The organism is Nocardia sp. NPDC041819, assembly GCF_055590505.1.
Map to the genome: position 1 here is coordinate 148,081 of NZ_JBVJAP010000009.1, position 19,784 is coordinate 167,864.

Below are 19,784 nucleotides of genomic sequence, written 5' to 3' on the forward strand. Positions count from 1 at the left end.
TCGCAATACCCTTTGTCGGTACCCTTGTCGGTGTGACCACGACCCCGAACCACACCTCCGGCGGAGGCCGATACCGGTGAAGGATCGGCAGGTCGAGGTCGTCGTAGGCAGCCACGCCGTGGCGCGGGTCGCGGGCGCGGTGGTCGTGGTCGCGCACCGCAAGCCGGGCAGGCCGACCCAGGACTCGCCCGCCGTCGTCGCCCTCGAATCACTGGCCGAACTGGTGCGCGACGCGACCGATCGGGAGCCGGGCGGCCCCGGCGCCCTGGTGGCGCGGCAGGCGACGCGCTGGCTGATGAAACACGCCGAGCGGATCAGCCCGGGTGAGCCGATCGACTTCGGCATCCTCTCCGCCGCCGAGAACGGGGGCGTGGCGATCTTCCTGCACGGCGCGATCACCGCCGTGCTGGCAGGCGACGGCGTGCTCGAGCGATATCGCGGCAGCGACGCGGCCTTCACGGTGGATCGGGTCGCGGCGGTCCCGGCGCGGGCCGCGGCCTTGTTCGTCGACGACGGGAAGGGCCGCATACCGGACCTGCCGCCCGAGCCCGGCATCGGCAGGTTGGTCGAGGGCATCGCCCAGGCGGGTGGCGCGATCGTCTGGTCGGACGGTCCCCGCGCGGGGGTTTCCGGTAACGGCAGCGAGTCCCGTTCCGCGGGCACGAATCGCCGCCCGGAGACATCGTCGCTGCCCACGGCGCGCGTCGAACACGAGCCGCCCGCCGAAACCGGACGGCCCGAGCCGCAACCGCAGCCGGTGGCCGGGCGCCCGCGGTATCCGACCGCGCCGTCGACCGCGATGCTCGACGCGGAGACCGAGCAGACTCCGATCGACCCGCACCACGCGCCCACCCAAGTGGGCGGCACCAATCCCGCGCCGCGGCCCGACCCGGAACTACAGCGCAGGCTGGAGGCGACCGCGAAGGCCACCGCGCTGACCGTCAAGGTGATGGGGTTCAAGTGCGCGCGTGCGCATCCCAGCGATCCGCGGGCGGCGTTCTGCACCGTCTGCGGGATGCCGGTCGACCAGACCCAGGCACTGATCGAAGTGGTCCGCCCGCCGCTGGGCATGCTGATCCTCGACGACGGCATGACCTACATGCTCGCCGCCGACGCGGTAGTCGGTCGCGATCCGGAGCGTTCCCCCGCCGCGGAGAGCGGACTCGTGCCGCTGCGCGTCGATGACGCCTCCGGTGGCATGTCCAGGGCCCACGCCGAAATCCGCCTGGTGAACTGGGATGTCACGGTGGTGGATTGTGGTTCGACCAACGGCACCCGCACCCGCCTGCCGGGCTACCGCGACTGGGTGCGCTTGGCGCCGCACCAGTCGATGGTGCTCGTACCGGGCACCGAGATCATGCTCGGCAACCGCGTGCTGCGCTTCGAACTGGCCGCGCCGCCGCCGTTCGGCCGCTGAGCCCACGCTACGAATAGCGCGCTGCGCAGACGCTCTCGCCGCTCAGGACTCCGGCGCGGAAGGCCTCGACGCGCGAGAAACCACTGGGCACGGTTCTGCCTTGGGCGTCACTCGCGGCCAAGCCGTCGGTGAGCAGACCCGAGACCGCCTCGTCCAGATCGCCGGTGGCGAGCTTGATGTCACCCTGACTGATCGGCCGCCCGGATTCGGCGAGCTTGCCGGTGACCACTCCGGACAGGCAGGCCGCGCGCAGTCCGGTCTTGGCGCCGACCAGGCTCTCGCCACGGCTCTGCTGGACGGCCAGGGTGTAGCGGGAGATGAATACGACGTAGCCGTTGTAGTCGCCGCTCACTTTGAGCGGCAGGGGGTCGTCTTCACCGGAATTCGACGTTCCCCGCTCGGCGAGGCCGGGAATGTCCGTGGCGATCGTGTTCTTCGCCGGGCAATACGACACCGGTTCGGTGACCGCACCGTCGCGGCAGTCGATCTCGGCCCGGGAGTAGTCGTAGGTCGGCTCCTCGTCGATCGGCAGGATGGCTTCGAGCGCCTTGGTGAGTTCGATCAGCGTCTCCTTCGTGATCGGGAACTCACCGTGCCCTTGGTCGTCGCTGAAACTCTGCGGCAGATTCGCGCGGCGCTGGTCGATCTCGTCCTGATCGATGCCCTTGCATCCCTTGGGGCCGTCGGTGAAACCGATCTGCACCGCGGTGACGCGTTCGAAGGCCGAACCGTGCACGCTCTCCGGATCGTCGGGGTCGGAGTCGCGGATGGCGACGGTGGCCGCGAGCACCGAGTTGAGGCCGTCGGAGGTGTTGATCGTGAAATGCCTGGCCTTGCCTTCGGCGACGTGCCGCATGAACGCGCCCGCGAAGCAGTCCGCCTGCTGCTCCTTCACGATCACCGGATCCTTCGGGCCGACGATCTTGGCCATGGTCTGCACCGCGTGCCCGTACTCGTGCGCGAGCACCATCACCACGGACATCTTCCCGAAGGCCTCCTCCATGGTGGGAAGCAGCACCGACCGATCCCAGCCGATGGAATTGTCCAGGCGGCAGTAGGCGGCGTTCACCAAGCGGTAGGTGGTCTCCTTGCAGAACTCGACCGCCTCGCTGCGTCCGGACTTCGCGCTCCAGGACAGCAGCTTGTCCACCTGCTTGAACTCGCCCTGGAACTCCTTGCCGAACTCGCCGCGCCAAAAGGTCTGGATGTCATCGATGGCGTTGAGCGCCAGCGTATCCATGGACCCGCCGTCGCCGTTCGTCGCGGTGAGTGTGCTGTCCGGGACGCCGGTGCGCGGGCCGCTCGGGCCGCTCGTGGTGGGCAGTCCGGCGACCTTGAACGGGTCGTCGTAGATGGAGACGGCCCGGCCGTCGACCACTCGGACACAGCCCCCGACCAGCGCCAGAATACTGAGCAGCGCCGCGACAAGCACGGTCGCACGGACTCTCGGCAAGGCTCCCCCTCGTCGGCCGCTATACGTTCACATCGGTCGCCGGATCGGGGCAATTGGCGCATCGGGGGCACCGCCGATGTCCGGGTGATGGAATAGTATCCGCTGCATGTCTTCACCGGGGGCGCAGACCATCACCGTGCGCCATGATGGAAACGAACGAGTATTCGATTCGAGCCAGCAGGTCACGATGGGCCGTGCGCCGGAGGTGACGCTGTTCGTCGACAGCCCGCTCGTTTCGCGTGTGCACGCGACGCTGGTCTGGCAGGGCAGCGCCTGGGTGTTGACCGACAACAAGAGCACGAACGGGGTGTTCGTGGACGCGCGCAGGCTGACCCAGCCCGTGTCGATCGACCGCCCCACGCAGGTCCGGCTGGGTGACGCGATCAGCGGCCCGCTGCTGCATCTGCTTCCGGCGAACCCGCAACCATCGCAACGGCCCTCGGCGCGCCCGCCGCAACCGGCGCAGGCGCCGCAGCCGGGACCGCCGCCGCACGCGGTTCGGCGGCCCGCGCAGCAATTCCAGCGTCCGAGCTATCCGCCACCGCAGGACGCGCCGTCGCCCGCGCTGAACGTCAACATGACGACCAGGGCGGACACCTCGAACATGCCGCCGGTCCGGGCCAGGGCGAGCACGGCGCCCATCGCCCGCCCCGACCGCATTCCCCCGAGCGGTCTCGGCATCGGCCGCACCACCGACAACCAGATCGTCGTCAACGATCCGCTGGCCTCGCGCAAGCACGCCCGCCTGGTCGCCTCCGCGGAGGGCCTGACCATCGAGGACCTCGGCTCGGCGAACGGCACGTTCGTCAACGGGCACCGCCAGCAGCGCGCGGTGCTGCGCGAGCGGGACATCATCACCATCGGCAACATCGACTTCGTCGTCCAGCAGGGCACGCTGGTGCACCGGCAGAAGCCGGTCGCCGAGCAGGGCCTGGCGGTGCACGGGGTCGGCTTCACCGTCGAGGGCAACAAGCAACTGCTCGTCGATGTGAACATGTCGGCCAGCCGCGGGACGCTCACCGCGCTGATCGGCCCGTCCGGCGCGGGTAAGTCGACGCTGTCGCGCCTGATCGCGGGCACTACCCAGCCGTCGGGCGGCGTGGTCACGTTCGAGGGGCGCAATCTGCACGCCGAGTACGAGGCGCTGCGTTCCCGCATCGGGATGGTGCCGCAGGACGACGTGCTGCACCGCCAGCTCACGGTGCGCCAAGCGCTCGGGTTCGCGGCCGAGTTGCGGTTGCCGAGGGACAACAGTAAGCAGGACCGGCAGAAGGTCATCGACGGTGTACTGCAAGAGCTTTCGCTCACCGAGCACGCCGACACCAGGGTCGACCGCCTGTCCGGCGGCCAGCGCAAGCGCGCCTCGGTGGCGCTGGAACTGCTGACCGGTCCGTCGCTGCTCATCCTGGACGAACCGACCTCGGGCCTTGACCCGGCGTTGGACCGGCAGGTCATGGTGATGCTGCGCGAACTGGCCGACGCGGGCCGCGTGGTGATCGTGGTCACCCACTCGGTGGCGCACCTGGACATGTGCGACCAGGTGCTGCTGCTCGCCCCCGGAGGCAAGACCGCCTACTGCGGCAACCCCGCGGGCGTCGGCGCGGCGCTCGGTACCAGTGACTGGGCGGAGATCTTCGCCCACGTCGCGGCCAACCCGGATCAGGCGTTCGCGGCCTATCGCTCCCGCCAGGCGTTCGCGCCGCCACCGCCGCCGCCCGCGCAGCCGTACGGCCCCGCGGGCAGTCCGCCGCAGTCCAGCCGCGGCAAGCAGTTCTCGACGCTGGCGCGTCGTCAGGTCCGGTTGATCCTGGCCGACCGCGGTTATCTGACGTTCCTGGTGATCCTGCCGTTCATCCTCGGCGGGCTCTCGCTGGTGGTGCCGGGAAAGAACGGTTTCCAGCGGGGCGCGCTGAAAGCGCTACCCGATGGCACATTCGTGCCAGAAGGCGGCAGTGAGACGCAGCAGCTGCTGGTGGTTCTGATCCTGGGCGCCTGCTTCATGGGTTCCACGCTCACCGTGCGCGACCTGGTCGGCGAGCGGACGATCTTCCACCGCGAACGCGCGGTCGGGCTGCTGCCCTCGGCGTACCTGATGGCGAAGATCGCCGTGTTCAGCGTGACCGCGCTGCTGCAGTCGGCGGTGCTGGTCGGCATCGTGCTGGCGGGTAAGAAGCGGCCGGGCGAGGGGGCGGTGCTGGCGTCCGGCAGCGCGGAGCTCTACATAGATATCGCGCTGACGGCGATCTGCTGCGTGGTCGTCGGCCTGCTGCTCTCGTCGCTGGCGAAGTCGAACGAGCAGGTGATGCCGCTGCTGGTGGTCGCCATCATGTGCCAGCTGGTGATGGCGGGCGGGCTGATCCCGGTCACCGGGCGGGTCGTGCTCGAGCAGGTGTCCTGGCTGTTCCCGGCTCGGTGGGGATACGCCAGCGGTGCGTCGACGGTGAACATCCGCGAACTGTTCCTGAACGCGCAACCCGACACGCTCTGGCAGCACAAGCCGGAGATCTGGGCCCTGGACGTCGGCGTGCTGCTGCTGATCACCCTGGTGCTGGCGGTCATGACGTGGCGCCGGTTGCGACTGAAGAAGTCGTCGGCGTGAAGCGGTTCGAACGCGACGCGAGCGCCCCGGTACGCGAAAGCGGCGCCGGACGGCATCGGACGGCACCGACGAGCATCTCGGCCGCGAACCGGGCACACTTATGCCTGTGACGGTGCGAGTAGGGGCAGTGCATCTCGGCTGGGATGTGGTGTCCGTGGCCGCGGGTGGTGGTGGCGTTCCCATCCGCCCGGTGCAAGTGGAAGGTATGTGGACGCCGCCGGCATATCTGCTGGCGGATTCGTCGGGCCGGTTGCACACGGCGGGCGTGGAACGCAACAGGCCCGATCTCGGGATGGCGATCGCCGATGTGCGCGACATCCTCGGACATCCGCAGATCGTGGTCGCGGGCGCCACCTGGCCCGCCGAGTTGGTCTTCCGCGCGCGCATGTACAACCCGCTCGCGGAGATCGGCAAGCACTTGCGCGGTAAACCGGACCTGGTGGCGTTGCCTTTCCCGGACAGCTGGCCGGACGAGAAGATCGAGGTCTACGCCTCGATGGTGGAACAGCTCGACGTCGTCGTCGAGCCGTTGCCGGAGAGCGTCGCGCTGTCCGGCTACGTTCGCGCGCTCGGACTGGTGCACCCGCCCGACCGGTCCAGGCCGAACGGCATCGGCGCGACGGGCGTGTACTCCGACGGCCGCAGCATGCTGGTGGTGGCGGTGCACGGCGACGACGAGCAGCCCACCGAATCGGTCGACGTTCCGGTGGACGCGGAGGCCATGCGCGACGCCCGCTCGGCGGACGACGTCGTGATCGAGGTGATGGCGGCGGCACGTTCGATCGGCGCGGACACCTCGACGGTGCTGCTGTCGGGCAATGTGCGCTTCAACGACGCGCTGCGGCTGGCCTTCCAGAACCATCTCGGGCACCGACTGCAGGTGGCCGACCATCCGATGCACGCGCTCGTCCTCGGCGCGGCGCACCTGCTGGTGAGCGATACGGAGGCGGGTGAGCCGGAAACGGCGAGCGGCCACGCCGAACCCGCGCCCGCTCCGCAGCGCCCCGTCGAGTACCCGTCGAAGGCCACGGCCCCGCCCCAACCGGCGGACACGGGACAGCGGTCGAGCAGGCCGGTGCCCGGCGTCCAGTACGGGCCCGGATATCCGACCCAGCCCGACGAGGCGACGACCAGGATCGGACCCGACGAAGCGCCGCGCGGTCTCCCGCCGAACCTCGCCGAGCTGGGCAGCCGTTTCACCCGGCCGCCGAGCGCGTCCGAGGATCAGCAGGCAGGCGGCAGGCTCACGGGGCCGCCCCCCGGGGGGCCGGTGGCGCCCCTCGGCCCACGGCCGCCCTATCCGGGCGCACCGGAGCAGTCGCAGTACCACGGCGGCCAGGGGCCATGGCCCGACCAGGGCGCCGAGTCCGACGACGAGGACCGGCACCGCAAGGGCAAGCTGTGGAACAAGATGAAAGGCAACCTGTTCGGGGCCAATACCGTGGTCGGTGCGGTGGCGCTGGCCGTGGTCGCGCTTCCTTCCGGGAATCATCGGGTGGAGCTGACCGCGGAGTCGGTCGTCCTGGACACGGGTTCGGTCGTGTCGGAGAAGACGGCCGCGGCCGATCCGGTCGCCTGCGCGCCCGCCCCCTACGCGATCACCAAGCCGCGACCGGGGGTCACCAACGCTCGCGGGGACCAGCGGGAAGTGCGGGAAAGCACCGCCGAGTGCGGACGGCCCGACGTCGACACCCTGCGCTACCTGATCCCCGGACCGCCCGGCGCCATGGACTTCGGCCCGCCGATCGAGACCTGAGGCGATTTCCTCCCGCGATACCCCACTGGTATCGTGGCTCGTCGGCGTGTGGAACGTCCGGTCGACTCCTGATGAATCGCCCGAACGTCCGCCGAGTCCCGGGTCTCCACCGGCCGCCGGGAACACCTCGACCACACGCTGGGCTGGCAACACCGACGACAGACAGGGAAGCACTGTGCCTACGTACAGCCCCAAGGCGGGTGACGTGACCCGTAAGTGGTACGTCATCGACGCCACTGACGTAGTGCTCGGCCGTCTCGCCGTCCAGGCAGCGAATCTGCTGCGTGGCAAGACGAAGCCGACCTACGCCCCGCACGTCGATGGTGGCGATTTCGTCATCATCATCAACGCCGACAAGGTTGCCATCAGTGGCAACAAGCGGCAGGACAAGCTGATCCACCACCACTCCGGGCACCCGGGCGGCCTCAAGTCGCGGACCGTAGGTCAGGTGTTGGAGACGCGTCCCGATCGGCTCGTGGAGAAGGCCGTCAAGGGCATGATCCCGAAGAACAAGCTCGGCAACGCGATCGCGGGCAAGCTGAAGGTCTACGCGGGCCCGACGCACCCGCATGCCGCCCAGCAGCCCATTCCGTTCGAGATCAAGCAGGTGGCCCAGTGACCGCTCCCGAGGAATTCAACGAGGACTTCGTCGAGGAATTCGACGCTGCCGAAGCTGTCGAGGACGGCGCGGGCTACGAGGACTCCGAGGACTCGGCGTCCTACGCTCCGGTCGTGATCGACCGCCCGGTGCAGACCGTCGGCCGCCGCAAGGAGGCCGTCGTGCGCGTGCGCCTGCTCCCCGGCTCCGGCAACTTCGTGCTCAACGGCCGCACCATCGAGGACTACTTCCCGAACAAGGTGCACCAGCAGCTGGTCAAGTCGCCGCTGGTGACCGTCGAGCGCACCGAGTCCTTCGACGTGCACGCCCGCCTGGTCGGCGGCGGCCCGTCCGGCCAGGCAGGCGCTCTGCGGCTGGCCATCGCCCGCGCGCTGATCGAGGTCACCCCCGAGGATCGTCCCGCCCTCAAGCGGGCCGGCTTCCTGACCCGTGACCCGCGTGCCACCGAGCGCAAGAAGTACGGTCTGAAGAAGGCGCGTAAGGCGCCGCAGTACTCGAAGCGCTGATATCGGCATCGTCGATCTTCCGCGTCCGGCGCCCCCGCGGTGCCGGACGCGGTACGGTCGTCGCGGCAGCTGTACGAGAGCAGGCTCCCAGCGAACAGCTGGTCGCCTGCTCTCGCGCTGTATGAACACGCGGCGTTCGCGGGGCCTTCGTGGTGCACAGGCCGGTGCCTCCCAGGTCTACGCCTACGCCACAGATCATCAATGAGGGGCGAGGTATGGGACGGTTGTTCGGCACCGACGGAGTCCGCGGGCTTGCCAACGAGTCACTGAGTCCGGAACTGGCGCTGCGCGTTTCCGGCGCGGCCGCGCAGATCCTGAGCCGGGGCAAGATGCGGGCGCTCGCGGTGGTCGGCCGTGATCCGCGGGCCAGCGGGGAAATGCTCGAGGCCGCCGTGACCGCGGGTCTGACCGCGGCGGGCGTGGACGTGCTCGCGGTGGGGGTGCTGCCGACGCCGGCCGTCGCCTACCTCACCGGTTTGTACGACGCGTGCCTCGGCGTGATGATCTCCGCCTCGCACAACCCCATGCCCGACAACGGGATCAAGATCTTCGCCGCGGGCGGGCACAAACTCGATGACGCGATCGAGGACCGGATCGAGGCGCTGATGGCCGCGCAGACGCCGTTCCGTCCGACCGGCGCGGGCATCGGGCGGGTGCGCAACGCGGCGGGCGCGCGTGATCAAGGGCTCAGCATCCCGGACCAGTACAGCCTCGCGGGCACCCACGAACGCTACGTGGAACACCTGGTGGAGGCGACCGGCCAGGACCTGTCCGGACTGACCGTGGTGGTCGACTGCGCGCACGGCGCCGCCGCGGAAGTCGGACCCGCCGCCTACCGCGAGGCCGGGGCGACGGTGATCGCCATCAACGCCGAGCCCGACGGGCTGAACATCAACGACGGCTGCGGCTCGACCCATCTCGACCAGGTGCGGGCCGCGGTGGTGGAGCACGGCGCCGATCTCGGTCTCGCGCACGACGGCGACGCCGACCGCTGCCTGGCCGTCGACGCCTACGGCAATGTGGTCGACGGCGACGCGATCCTGGCGATCCTCGCCCTGGCCATGCACGACGCGGGCGAGCTGGCCGAGAACACCCTGGTCGCCACCGTGATGAGCAACCTCGGGCTGCACATCGCCATGCGCGCGGCCGGAATCACCGTGCGCACCACCGCCGTCGGCGACCGTTATGTGCTCGAGGAATTGCGGCGCGGCGGTTTCACCCTGGGCGGCGAGCAGTCGGGGCACGTGGTGTTCCCCCGATACGGCACCACCGGCGACGGCATCCTCACCGGCCTGCGCCTGATGGCGCGGATGGCGCAATCCCAGCGCACCCTGGCCGACCTGGCGAGCGTGCTGCAGACCGTGCCGCAGATCCTGGTGAACGTGCCGGTCAGCGACAAATCCGTGGTCGCTCGCGCACCCGAGATCCGGGAAGCGGTGCTGGAAGCGGAGCGCGTGTTGGGCGACTCCGGGCGAGTACTGCTGCGCCCCAGCGGCACCGAGGAACTGGTGCGCGTGATGGTGGAGGCCACCGACCCCGGCCAAGCACGCCAGCTCGCCGACGACCTCGCCAAGCGGGTTGCGGCTGTGTAGTTTGGCCGCGACTTCGTCGCCGCGTGTTCGCGGCCCCCTTATGGTTCGCGTTCGCGCGACCGCCGCTTGCTCCTTCGTCGCGTACGCGGCGGTCGCGCGAACGCGAGCCGGGCCGCGAACGGCGCATGCTCGGTCTCGCTGCGCTCGAAACCGGGAGTAGAAGTTCGGCTGGGCGCGTCGGGGCGCGGACTCTGGACATCGTGCACACGGCTCGTAGTGGTCGGTGGTCGTCCTGATGACCGGCGCTCAGTGGCGGACGTGGCGGTCGCGCGAACGCGAGCTGGGCTGCGAACGGCGCATGCTCGGTTTCGCTGCGCTCGGAACCGGGAGTTGGGGTGTGATGGCCCAGTGGGGGCGTGAGCTTCGGGCATCGTGCACGCGGCTCGCGGTGGTCGGTGGTCTTGCTGTAGATCGGTGATCAGTCGCGGACGCGGCGGTCGCGTGCCGGGCCGTGAACGGCGCCTGATTGTTTCGCTCGCTCGAAACCTGTGGTCGAGCCGGTGTGGTCGTCGTACAAGCCGATGCCCGGCGCGGTTCGGTGGGTCGATGGATGTTGCGTCGCGCCGATGTGAGCTCGTGGTCAGACCGTCTCGGTGAGCGTGCCCGCGGTCATGTGCCAGCGGCGGGTCGCGCGGACGGTGTCCAGCATGCGGCGGTCGTGGGTGACGAGTATCAGTGTGCCGGTGAAGGATTCGACGGCCTGCTCCAGCTGTTCGATGGCGGGGAGGTCCAGGTGGTTGGTCGGCTCGTCCAGCACGAGCAGGTTCACCCCGCGGGCTTGGAGCAGGGCGAGAGCGGCGCGGGTGCGTTCGCCGGGGGAGAGGGTGTCGCACGGGCGCAGCACGTGCGGGCCGCGCAGGCCGAATTTCGCCAGCAGCGTGCGTGCCTCCGCCTCCGGCAGATCCGGCAGCTCGGTGCCGAATGTGTCCGCCAGCGCGGTGGTTCCGCGGAACAGCCCACGCGCTTGGTCCACCTCGCCGATCTCGACGCCGGAGCCCAGGCTCGCGGTCCCGCTGTCCGGCCGGAGCTTTCCCAGCAACAGCGCCAGCAAGGTGGACTTCCCGGAGCCGTTCGCCCCGGTGAGAACGATGCGATCCGCCCAGTCGACCTGGGTGGTGATCGGGCCCAGCGTGAAGTCGCCGCGGGTGACCTTCGCCCCGGACAGCGTCGCGACCACCGAGCCGCTGCGCGGGGCGGCGGCGATGCTCATGCGCAGGTCCCACTCCTTGCGCGGTTCCTCCACCACATCGAGTCGTTCGATGCGGCGCTGGGTCTGCCTGGCTTTGGCGGCCTGTTTCTCGGTGGATTCGGCCCGCATCTTGCGGCCCGCCTTGTCCGAGTCCATCTTCCTGGGGTCGCGCGCCTTGCGGCGCGCGTTGCGGACGCCGTGCTCGAGCCAGTTGCGCTGCATCTGCGCGCGGGACTCCAAGCCCGCTTTGGTGTCGGCGTACTCCTCGTAGGCCTCGCGCGCGTGCTGCCGGGCGATCTCGCGCTCCATCAGATACGACTCGTAACCGCCGTCGTACAACCCGACCTGCTGCTGGGCGAGATCCAGCTCGACGACGCGATTCACGGTGCGCGCCAGGAACTCGCGGTCGTGACTGATCACCATCAGCGGGACCCGCACGCCCCCGACGAACTGCTCCAGCCGGGTCAGGCCGTCCAGGTCCAGGTCGTTGGTCGGCTCGTCCAGCAGCAGGATGTCGAAGCGCGACAGCAGCACCGAGGCCAGGCCGGCGCGTGCCGCCTGGCCACCGGACAGCCCGGTCATCGGCGTGTCCAGGCCGCCGGGCAGGCTTTCGGCGAGACCGAGATCCGCGGCGACCTCGTGGGCGCGCTGGTCCAGGTCGGCTCCGCCGAGGGCAAGCCAGCGTTCCAGCGCGGGGGAGTACTCGTCCGGCCCGCCGTCGGCGAGGCGCTCGGCCGCGGCGTCCATCACCCGCTGTGCCTCGCCGACTCCGGTTCGGCGGGCGAGGAATTCCAGGACGGTCTCGCCGGGGATCCGCTGCGCCTCCTGGGCCAGGTAACCGACCGTCGCGTCCGGGGGACTGAGCGTGATGCTGCCGGTCGGCGCGCGCCGGTCGGCGAGCATGCGCAGCAGCGTCGACTTGCCCGCGCCGTTCACGCCGACCAGCCCGATCACGTCGCCCGGCGCGAGGGTCAGATCGAGGTCGGCGAACAGCGTGCGCTCGCCGTGACCGGCCGACAGGCCGCGGGCATGCAGAGTGGTGCTCACCAGCACGAGTCTGCCGTGCTCGGGGTCGCACCCTGAGGTCGGCCCCGGGAGAAATCAGGGTGGGAATCGGCCGCGGGGCCGATGGCGGGGCCCGCGGTGGCGGGCACAGTGGAGGTCGTAGCGATCACCGCACGAGAGGGAAGACCAATGACCGCCCCCACCCGCCGTTTCACCCGCTCCGCCCACGACAAGTGGATCGCAGGCGTCTGCGGCGGCATCGCCGAGTACCTCGGCTGGAACGCCAACGTCGTCCGGCTGCTGTTCGTGGTGTCGTGCCTGCTGCCCGGCCCGCAGTTCATCCTCTACCTGGTGCTGTGGCTGCTGATGCCGAAGAAGTGACCCAGGGGGCTGCGTCGAGCGCGCGGGGGTGTCAGGATGGAACGATGCCGCTTGTGCGGCACGCGCCACCGAACGAGTCCTGCTGAGGAGGAATCATGATCACCTCGAGCGAATTCCCCGGTCTGGATATACCCGGCATCGACGCGTCCTCGTCGCTCGGCGGACTGGGCGCCATCGAATTGCAGCATCCGACCCAGGACATTGATGGCGACGGCAGTCTCGACACCATCACCACGACCGGTGACGAGGCGATGCAGGTCTGGACCGATTACGACCACGACGGCTTCGCCGACCACGTCACCGTGGTGGAGAAGGACGGCGACTACGCCGCATGGGAATTCCACCGCCACCCGGACGGCACCTCCGAGTGGGTTCGCACCGACCGGGGCAGAATCGGCAGCTGACCATCTCCGCGAAAGCGGAATTCGGGGGAACCGAGTGTCTGCGTGTTGCGTCGAAGGAAGTACGGCGGGACTCGGTGCGAACGAGATTCGCACCGGCGCAAGGACACTACGAGGACGGAGGGGATTCGTGGGCGGGTCGGAAATGGTCGGCGTCCGGACGGGTGAGCTCGGTGCGCTGGGCAGTGATTATCGGAGATCGGCGGACGCGGTCCGCGACCAGGCGAAGCGAGTCGCCGATCACCGGTTCGGCACCGGCGACGAGGCGGGCCGGAACTATGCGCCGCAGGGCATCGCGGTGCAGCAAGGACTGGAACGGATCGGCGCGTGGCTGCGGAACTGGAGCGACGCCACCACCGCCACCGCTGACGCGCTCGGGGCCGCTGTGGTGGCCTACGCCGAGACCGACCAGCAGCGTGCCTCCGAGACGAACAACACATGAGACCGCCGAATGACACGTCTTCGCACCGGCGACACCACACATTCGAGGAGTCGGGATCATGACGGTTTCCTGGCAGGGCAAGGCGATCGACGCCCTCTTGGACGAGGGCAGCTCGGGGCTGCGGTACTGGATCGAGTTCATGCCGCTGTACGAGGCGGCGTTCGGCGGCAACGGCGGGCGTGGCGACCTGGGCAAGCTGCTGGCGATGTACGACGAGCAACGCGGCATGCGGTTGGAGAAGCTGGAGCAGGCGGGCGAGGCGCTGAAAGTCGCTCTGGCCGAGGTCGATCGGCAATGGGACGCGCAGCAGGGTTACGCCCGTCGACTGCCCGAGTTGTGGCAGGGAACCGCTGCCGCCGCCGCGCTCGACATGCTCGGCAAACAGTCGGTCCTGGCCGACGAGGACCGGCAGCATGCCCGGGCGGCCATGACGGTGATCGCCGATATGGCGAGTTCGCTGCGCTCGGCGGTGGCCGCGAAGGCGTTCGCCACCCGGGAGCTGCTGGAGGGCCCGGTTGGCGGCGGCAAAGTGGTGAAGATCGACGGTAAGACTCCGGACGACGTGAAAGTCATCGTCGAGGTACACAATGCGCGGGAATGGATCGACGCCGAGCAGGTGCGCGACCTCGGCCGCATATTCCCGGCACTCGCCGTGCCGGAGGACAAGATCAACAAAAGCGTGCTCGGTTTCATCAACTCCGACAGCAGGAATCTGCTCACCGGCGCCTACGGCGATCGGGTGCGCAGCGTCACCGACGAGTGGCTGACCAAGACCTTCAAACCGGACTTCGATCGGAAATTGGCGTCCTACGTCGACGTCTGCGCCGAGGTCGATCGCCTGTTCAAGGACCAGTACAAGAACCTGACCGACGCGTTGGCGCAGGTCACCGAACGGGCCTACCCTCGGCCGGAAGGTCCGACGAATCCACAGCCGGAAACACCGGCCAACCAGGACAAGCCGCAGGAAACGAATGCTCCCGGGCCGCCCGGCACGCCCGCGGCCACGGTCCCGGCGAGCACCATACCTAGTGATGTCCCCGCGTCGGCCATACCGGCCACGCCGAGCGCCCCGGTTACGCCCAGCGCCCCCGTCACGCCGAGCACCCCGGTTACGCCCAGCACCCCCGTTACGCCCAGCACCCCCGTAACGCCCGGCACTCCGGTTACGCCCGCGCCCAAGTTGCCGTCGCTGGACGGACTTGCCGCACTAAGCCAGGTGGCCCAGGAGTTGTCCCCATTGGCAACCGGTCTCGGCCAGGCCGTGAACCAGGGACTGTCAGCCCTGGGTGGCCTCATCGAAAGCGGGGTAGACGACGCGATCGAAAAGCTTATGCACAGCGTCGATCCGCAGACCGCCGAAGCCGACGGCGAGAAAGACGAAGAGAGAAACGAGAACTCCGGGCCCGAGGCGGAGTTCGATATCGGCGGAAAGCATGTGAAGTTCGAGATGGGCCCGGACGGTCAGTTGCGGCTTCTCCTGTCCGATGTCACCGGCAAGGAACAGGAGTTCACCGTCGAGCTGAACGAGCAAGGCATACCGGTCATCTCCGCAACCGAGCCGGAGAACGCGCAGCCCTCGGCACCGGATGCTCCTGCGCCCGAGGCCGATCAGGACGCGGGTGCCCCGACGCCGGAGAACCAGAAGCAAGAGGATTCTCCTGCGCCGGAGGCTCAGGAGAAAGAGAATGCGCCCGACTCGGCCCCGGCGCCGGAAACCGACGACAGTCGGCTCGGTGTGCCGAGCGGAACCCCACCGGGCACTCGGCGCGAGGAGGACGGCGAACACTATCCGAAGCCGATGCCGGAACCGGACGCGCCGGTGGACACCGGTGCGGAACTCGCCGAAGCCGGGCCGCTGGACGCGGATTTCGCCGAGGCGGGCCCGTTGTGAGCCCGGCCGGGCCGAATCCGCACACCCGATGAGCGAGGAGGCGCAGCATGGTGAACTACGCCGAGGAAGCGAGGCAACTCGCCGCCGAGAACCAGCGCCGCATGTCGCTGCTGCTCGACGAGATCCAGGCGATCAACGAGCAGACCGCGGCGACCGGCCGAGAACTCGCCGATCGCCTGACCGCCGACATGGACGAGTTCTGGACGACGCACGCCGCCGAGCTGGGCGAGGCCGCCGCCGAGGCGGAGGCGCGGCAACGGCTGCAAGACGAGGCACGGGAGCAGCGCGCGGCCATCGCACGATCGATGGCCGCCCGCCGGGCCGGTCAGATGGTGACTCCGGTCGACGAGGAGGACGAGGAAGCCGCGTTCTACAGGCGCAAGAGCTGGCTGATCTGACCAGGTACTCCGGCGACCGTGGGCCCTGCTACCGGCGCAGCAGGGCGGCGAGCTGGCCGACCTTGAGCTTCGGTGCCGCTTCTTCCTCTTGCGGCGCATCGGGGTCGACGACTGTGGTGTGCGGGATGACCTCTTCGAGGTCAGCGAAGGCGCGATAGGTCTTGTCGCCTGCGAGCGTGGTGAGCAGGTAACCGGCCAGCAGGGCGCGGGTGGTGCGGGCGGTCTTCGCTTCGTGCTTGCCCGCGCCCACGGCGGCGAGCACGCGCCTTCCCTCGATGAGGCCGTTGTGCGAGGCCTTGTCGATGGCGCGCAGGATCGCGGGGCCGCCCCAAGCGGTGGCCAGCGGGATGGCGTTGGAACTCACCGAGGTGATGTCGGTCGCGCCGGCCAGGATCAACGCCGGAATGTCCAGTTCGGGCGCGACGGCTTCGGCGGCGGGCGCCGTCGGCGCGGGGAACAGCGCCACGACGGTGGCGACGTCGCGCCGCCCCGCGGCGATGACGGCGGCGCCCGCGCCCATGCCGTGCCCGGCCAGGGCAAGGCGCTCCGGATGCACGCTGATCTCGCCGTCGCCGAGCCGCACGCCGGTGCAGATGTCGAGCGTGGTGAGCAAATCGGCGGCCAGCCCCAGATGTGACGGAATCGGCCCGCGCTCGGTGTCGGGGGCGGCCGCCACGATCCCCCAGGAAGCGAGGTGTTCGAGCAGGGTGCGGTAGTGGGCGACCCCGGTCAGCCAGCCGTGCCCGAACGCGACGGCAGGTAGATTCCGCCCCGCCTCGGGGGTGAACACCACCCCCGGCTGGCCGGCGACGGCCAGATTGCCACGCAACACGCGGTGCGGGCCGCGGCTGGTCAGGGTGCTCATTAGCGATTTCACAGACGCCGACACGACGTGAACGTTATCCGATAAGTAGTGTGGTGAGCCATGTGCGGAATCGTGGGGTACGTCGGGTACCGAGACGCGCTCGGCGTCGTCGTTGACGCGTTGCGCCGCATGGAATATCGCGGTTACGACTCCGCGGGTGTGGCGATCCTGGACGGCGCGGGCGCGCTGGCGGTGGAACGCAAGGCCGGTCGCCTGGCGAATCTGGAGGCCCAGCTCTCCGAAACCGGCATCGATCGTTTCGTGGGCACCACGGGTATCGGGCACACCCGCTGGGCCACGCACGGCGCGCCGACCGACCGCAACGCGCACCCGCACCGGGACGACAGCGGCAAGGTCGCCGTGGTGCACAACGGCATCATCGAGAACTTCGCTCCGCTGCGGCGCGAGCTGGAGGAAGCCGGGGTCGAGCTGCACAGCGACACCGACACCGAGGTCGCCGTGCACCTGGTGGCCCGCGCGTACGCCGACGGCCCGACCGCCGGTGATTTCGCGGCCAGCGCGCTGTCGGTGCTGCGCCGACTGGAGGGCGCGTTCACCCTGGTCTTCACGCACGCCGACCACCCGGACACGATCGTGGCCGCGCGCCGCTCCACGCCGCTGGTGGTTGGCGTCGGCAAGGGCGAGATGTTCATCGCCTCCGACGTCACGGCGTTCATCGAGCACACCCGCGAAGCGGTCGAGCTCGGCCAGGACCAAGCCGTCGTGATCACCGTCGACAGCTACCGGGTCACCGATTTCGCGGGCGAGGACGCGCGTGCGCGCACCCGCCCGTTCACGATCGACTGGGACCTGGCGGCCGCCGAGAAGGGCGGCCACGACTACTTCATGCTCAAGGAGATCGAGGAGCAGCCCGCCGCGGTCGCGGACACCCTGATGGGCCACTTCAGCACCGATCGCGACGGCGGGGGCCGGATCGTGCTGGACGAGCAGCGCCTCGCCGACCAGGAGCTGCGCGATTTCGACAAGGTGTTCGTCGTCGCCTGCGGCAGCGCCTATCACTCCGGCCTGCTGGCGAAGTACGCCATCGAGCATTGGACTCGACTGCCCGTCGAGGTCGAGCTGGCCAGCGAGTTCCGCTACCGCGATCCGGTGCTGGACCGCTCGACGCTGGTGGTGGCGATCTCCCAGTCCGGCGAGACCGCCGACACGCTGGAGGCGGTGCGCCACGCGAAAGAGCAGAAGGCCCGCGTCCTCGCGATCTGCAATACGAACGGCGCGCAGATTCCCCGCGAGTCCGACGCGGTCCTCTACACCAGGGCCGGGCCGGAGATCGGTGTCGCCTCCACCAAGGCGTTCCTGGCCCAGGTGACCGCGAACTACCTGGTCGGGCTGGCCTTGGCGCAGGCGCGCGGCACCAAGTACCCGGACGAGGTGGCCCGCGAGTTCGCCGAACTCGAGGCGATGCCGAAGCTGGTGGAACGCGTGCTGGAGACCGCGCCGCAGGTGCGGACCATCGCGCGGGAACTGGCCCAGGTGCCGACCGTGCTGTTCCTGGGACGTCACGTCGGCTACCCGGTGGCATTGGAGGGCGCGCTCAAGCTCAAAGAGCTGGCCTACATGCACGCCGAGGGATTCGCGGCGGGTGAGCTCAAGCACGGCCCGATCGCGCTGATCGAGGACGGCCTCCCGGTGATCGTGGTGATGCCGTCGCCGAAGGGGCGCGCGGTGCTGCACTCGAAGCTGCTGAGCAACATCCGGGAGATCCAGGCGCGCGGCGCGCGCACCATCGTGATCGCGGAGGAAGGCGACGACACGGTGCGCCCGTTCGCCGACGATCTCATCGAGATCCCCAGCGCGCCGACGCTGTTCCAGCCGCTGTTGTCGACGGTCCCGCTGCAGATCTTCGCCGCCGAGGTGGCGCAGGCGCGCGGCTACGACGTCGACAAGCCACGTAACTTGGCCAAGTCCGTCACCGTGGAATAGCTCGGTGGCCGCGCACTGTCGAGTGCGCGGCCACTGCTCGCCGTCTCGGCTATGCCCGCACGGCGACCAAGGGTTCCTCCGGGACGGTGGGCGCAGCGCGGCGCTCGAGGTATCCGGACATGACCGCGAGAACCAGCGCGACCAGGACCAACCCGACGCCGACCCAGTTGGGGGCGGTGTAGCCGAGGCCCGCGGCGATCACCACGCCACCGAGCCAGGCCGACACCGCGTTGCCGAGATTGAACGCGCCGATGTTGACCGCGGAGGCCAGGGTGGGCGCGCCCGCCGCTTGGTCGAGGACGCGCTTCTGCAGCGGCGGGACGGTCGCGAATCCGAGGGCGCCGATCAGCACGACCGTGACGGCGGCGGCGACCTTGTCGTGGGCGGTGACGGTGAACAGCGCGAGAACGATCGCGAGTCCACCGAGGGTGATGTACAGCATCGGCATCAGGTGACGGTCGGCGAACCTGCCGCCGATCAGATTGCCCGCGAAGAAGCCCAGGCCGAACAGCACGAGCAGCCAGGTGACCGAGCTCTCCGCGTAACCGGTCACCTCGGTCATCATGGGCGCCAGGTAGGTGATCGCGGCGAACACTCCGCCGAAGCCGAGCACCGTCATCGCCATCGCCAGCAGCACCTGGGGATTGCGGAACACCGCCAGTTCGGTGCGTAGCCGGGCGTTCGCGGCGGCGGGCTGTTGCGGCACCAGCGCCGCGACGCCCAGTAAGCCGATCAGCCCGATCAGCGCGACGAACAAGAAGGTCAGCCGCCAGCCGAAATGCTGTCCGAGCAGCGTGCCCAGCGGCACACCGACCACGGTGGCGACGGTGAGCCCGGTGAACATGATCGCGATGGCGCCGGCGCGCCGGTCGGCGCTGACCAGGGTTCCGGCGACCACCGCGCCGATTCCGAAGAACGCGCCGTGGGCGAGCGAGGCCACGATCCGCCCGGTGAGCATCAGCGCGAAAGTCGGTGCGGCGGCGGACACGATGTTGCCGAGCACGAGCAGCGTGAGCATGCCGAGCAGCATGCGTTTGCGCGAAACCCGGGTGCCGAGGCCGGTCATCAGCGGCGCACCCGCCACGACACCGAGCGCGTATCCGGTGACCAGCAGGCCCGCGGTGGGGATAGACACCGCATAGGTGTCGGCGATGTCGGGCAGCAGGCCGACGACGACGAATTCCGTCGTCCCGATGCCGAATGCCCCGAGGGTCAGGGCGAGAAGGGCGAGGGGCATGAGGGGAGCCTCCACATAATGTTGCGTCAGATCCTTACAGGCGTCGACAATAATTGCAGACGCGCTTTAATTGCAAGCGCGGGCTATTG

16 protein-coding genes are annotated in these 19,784 nt (G+C 69.4%); 12 read left to right on the forward strand and 4 right to left on the reverse strand.

Annotation, left to right across the window (positions count from 1 at the left end; all coding sequences use genetic code 11):
- Positions 1 to 76 precede the first annotated feature (76 nt).
- Positions 77 to 1,417: an FHA domain-containing protein gene (locus ACZ6DL_RS24640; RefSeq protein ID WP_466054514.1), complete on the forward strand. Its 1,341-nt coding sequence runs from the start codon at positions 77 to 79 to the stop codon at positions 1,415 to 1,417.
- A gap of 7 nt (positions 1,418 to 1,424) precedes the next feature.
- Here the strand turns inward: ACZ6DL_RS24640 and ACZ6DL_RS24645 are convergent, their stop codons facing one another.
- Positions 1,425 to 2,870: a neutral zinc metallopeptidase gene (locus tag ACZ6DL_RS24645; protein ID WP_466054516.1), complete on the reverse strand. Its 1,446-nt coding sequence runs from the start codon at positions 2,868 to 2,870 to the stop codon at positions 1,425 to 1,427.
- Positions 2,871 to 2,976: 106 nt separating this feature from the next.
- Between ACZ6DL_RS24645 and ACZ6DL_RS24650 the strand changes: the two genes are divergently transcribed.
- The 5 genes from ACZ6DL_RS24650 (at position 2,977) to glmM (ending at position 9,942) form a co-directional block, all read left to right on the forward strand.
- Entirely contained in the window at positions 2,977 to 5,469 is a 2,493-nt protein-coding gene (locus tag ACZ6DL_RS24650; protein WP_466054518.1) for an FHA domain-containing protein, read from the forward strand.
- A gap of 100 nt (positions 5,470 to 5,569) precedes the next feature.
- Positions 5,570 to 7,225, forward strand: coding sequence for a hypothetical protein (locus ACZ6DL_RS24655; protein WP_466054520.1), 1,656 nt, complete (start codon positions 5,570 to 5,572; stop codon positions 7,223 to 7,225).
- 175 nt (positions 7,226 to 7,400) lie between these two features.
- The gene (gene rplM, locus ACZ6DL_RS24660; RefSeq protein WP_040864934.1) at positions 7,401 to 7,844 is read left to right on the forward strand and encodes a 50S ribosomal protein L13; all 444 of its coding nucleotides are present in this window, start codon (positions 7,401 to 7,403) and stop codon (positions 7,842 to 7,844) included.
- Positions 7,841 to 8,350: a 30S ribosomal protein S9 gene (gene rpsI / locus ACZ6DL_RS24665; RefSeq protein WP_062973192.1), complete on the forward strand. Its 510-nt coding sequence runs from the start codon at positions 7,841 to 7,843 to the stop codon at positions 8,348 to 8,350. The genes rplM and rpsI overlap by 4 nt, the downstream gene beginning before the upstream one ends.
- Positions 8,351 to 8,565: 215 nt before the next feature.
- Entirely contained in the window at positions 8,566 to 9,942 is a 1,377-nt protein-coding gene (glmM, locus tag ACZ6DL_RS24670) for a phosphoglucosamine mutase (protein WP_357124335.1), read from the forward strand.
- A gap of 580 nt (positions 9,943 to 10,522) precedes the next feature.
- On the opposite strand, the gene ACZ6DL_RS24675 is transcribed toward glmM, so the two are convergent.
- Entirely contained in the window at positions 10,523 to 12,178 is a 1,656-nt protein-coding gene (locus ACZ6DL_RS24675) for an ABC-F family ATP-binding cassette domain-containing protein (RefSeq protein WP_466054523.1), read from the reverse strand.
- A 147-nt stretch (positions 12,179 to 12,325) separates the two neighbouring features.
- Here ACZ6DL_RS24675 and ACZ6DL_RS24680 point away from each other — a divergent pair, with 147 nt between their 5' ends.
- From ACZ6DL_RS24680 to ACZ6DL_RS24700, 5 genes are all read left to right on the forward strand, one after another.
- Positions 12,326 to 12,517 carry a PspC domain-containing protein gene (locus ACZ6DL_RS24680; protein WP_040864950.1) on the forward strand — a complete coding sequence of 64 codons (192 nt, stop codon included), beginning with the start codon at positions 12,326 to 12,328 and terminating at the stop codon, positions 12,515 to 12,517.
- Positions 12,518 to 12,612: 95 nt separating this feature from the next.
- On the forward strand, positions 12,613 to 12,921 hold the full coding sequence (locus ACZ6DL_RS24685) for a DUF6802 family protein (protein ID WP_063051496.1): 309 nt from the start codon (positions 12,613 to 12,615) through the stop codon (positions 12,919 to 12,921).
- Between the two features lie 127 nt (positions 12,922 to 13,048).
- Entirely contained in the window at positions 13,049 to 13,360 is a 312-nt protein-coding gene (locus ACZ6DL_RS24690; protein ID WP_466054525.1) for a hypothetical protein, read from the forward strand.
- 58 nt (positions 13,361 to 13,418) lie between these two features.
- On the forward strand, positions 13,419 to 15,251 hold the full coding sequence (locus tag ACZ6DL_RS24695; protein WP_466054527.1) for a hypothetical protein: 1,833 nt from the start codon (positions 13,419 to 13,421) through the stop codon (positions 15,249 to 15,251).
- Positions 15,252 to 15,298: 47 nt separating this feature from the next.
- Positions 15,299 to 15,649 (forward strand): hypothetical protein, encoded by a 351-nt coding sequence (locus ACZ6DL_RS24700; RefSeq protein ID WP_466054529.1) that lies wholly within the window; start codon positions 15,299 to 15,301, stop codon positions 15,647 to 15,649.
- A gap of 28 nt (positions 15,650 to 15,677) precedes the next feature.
- On the opposite strand, the gene ACZ6DL_RS24705 is transcribed toward ACZ6DL_RS24700, so the two are convergent.
- Entirely contained in the window at positions 15,678 to 16,538 is an 861-nt protein-coding gene (locus ACZ6DL_RS24705) for a poly(ethylene terephthalate) hydrolase family protein (protein WP_466054531.1), read from the reverse strand.
- A 36-nt stretch (positions 16,539 to 16,574) separates the two neighbouring features.
- Here ACZ6DL_RS24705 and glmS point away from each other — a divergent pair, with 36 nt between their 5' ends.
- On the forward strand, positions 16,575 to 18,458 hold the full coding sequence (gene glmS / locus ACZ6DL_RS24710; protein WP_466054533.1) for a glutamine--fructose-6-phosphate transaminase (isomerizing): 1,884 nt from the start codon (positions 16,575 to 16,577) through the stop codon (positions 18,456 to 18,458).
- 49 nt (positions 18,459 to 18,507) lie between these two features.
- On the opposite strand, the gene ACZ6DL_RS24715 is transcribed toward glmS, so the two are convergent.
- Positions 18,508 to 19,695: an MFS transporter gene (locus ACZ6DL_RS24715; protein ID WP_466054535.1), complete on the reverse strand. Its 1,188-nt coding sequence runs from the start codon at positions 19,693 to 19,695 to the stop codon at positions 18,508 to 18,510.
- Positions 19,696 to 19,784 lie beyond the last annotated feature (89 nt).

What these genes read in the sequence shown, in the direction of transcription:
- ACZ6DL_RS24715 (WP_466054535.1), bottom strand. Translation starts at nt 19,695, where the DNA reads ATGCCCCTCGCCCTTCTCGCCCTGACCCTCGGGGCATTCGGCATCGGG.
- ACZ6DL_RS24650 (WP_466054518.1), top strand. Translation starts at nt 2,977, where the DNA reads ATGTCTTCACCGGGGGCGCAGACCATCACCGTGCGCCATGATGGAAAC.
- glmS (WP_466054533.1), top strand. Translation starts at nt 16,575, where the DNA reads ATGTGCGGAATCGTGGGGTACGTCGGGTACCGAGACGCGCTCGGCGTC.
- ACZ6DL_RS24680 (WP_040864950.1), top strand. Translation starts at nt 12,326, where the DNA reads ATGACCGCCCCCACCCGCCGTTTCACCCGCTCCGCCCACGACAAGTGG.
- ACZ6DL_RS24655 (WP_466054520.1), top strand. Translation starts at nt 5,570, where the DNA reads ATGCCTGTGACGGTGCGAGTAGGGGCAGTGCATCTCGGCTGGGATGTG.
- ACZ6DL_RS24695 (WP_466054527.1), top strand. Translation starts at nt 13,419, where the DNA reads ATGACGGTTTCCTGGCAGGGCAAGGCGATCGACGCCCTCTTGGACGAG.
- ACZ6DL_RS24685 (WP_063051496.1), top strand. Translation starts at nt 12,613, where the DNA reads ATGATCACCTCGAGCGAATTCCCCGGTCTGGATATACCCGGCATCGAC.
- glmM (WP_357124335.1), top strand. Translation starts at nt 8,566, where the DNA reads ATGGGACGGTTGTTCGGCACCGACGGAGTCCGCGGGCTTGCCAACGAG.
- ACZ6DL_RS24700 (WP_466054529.1), top strand. Translation starts at nt 15,299, where the DNA reads ATGGTGAACTACGCCGAGGAAGCGAGGCAACTCGCCGCCGAGAACCAG.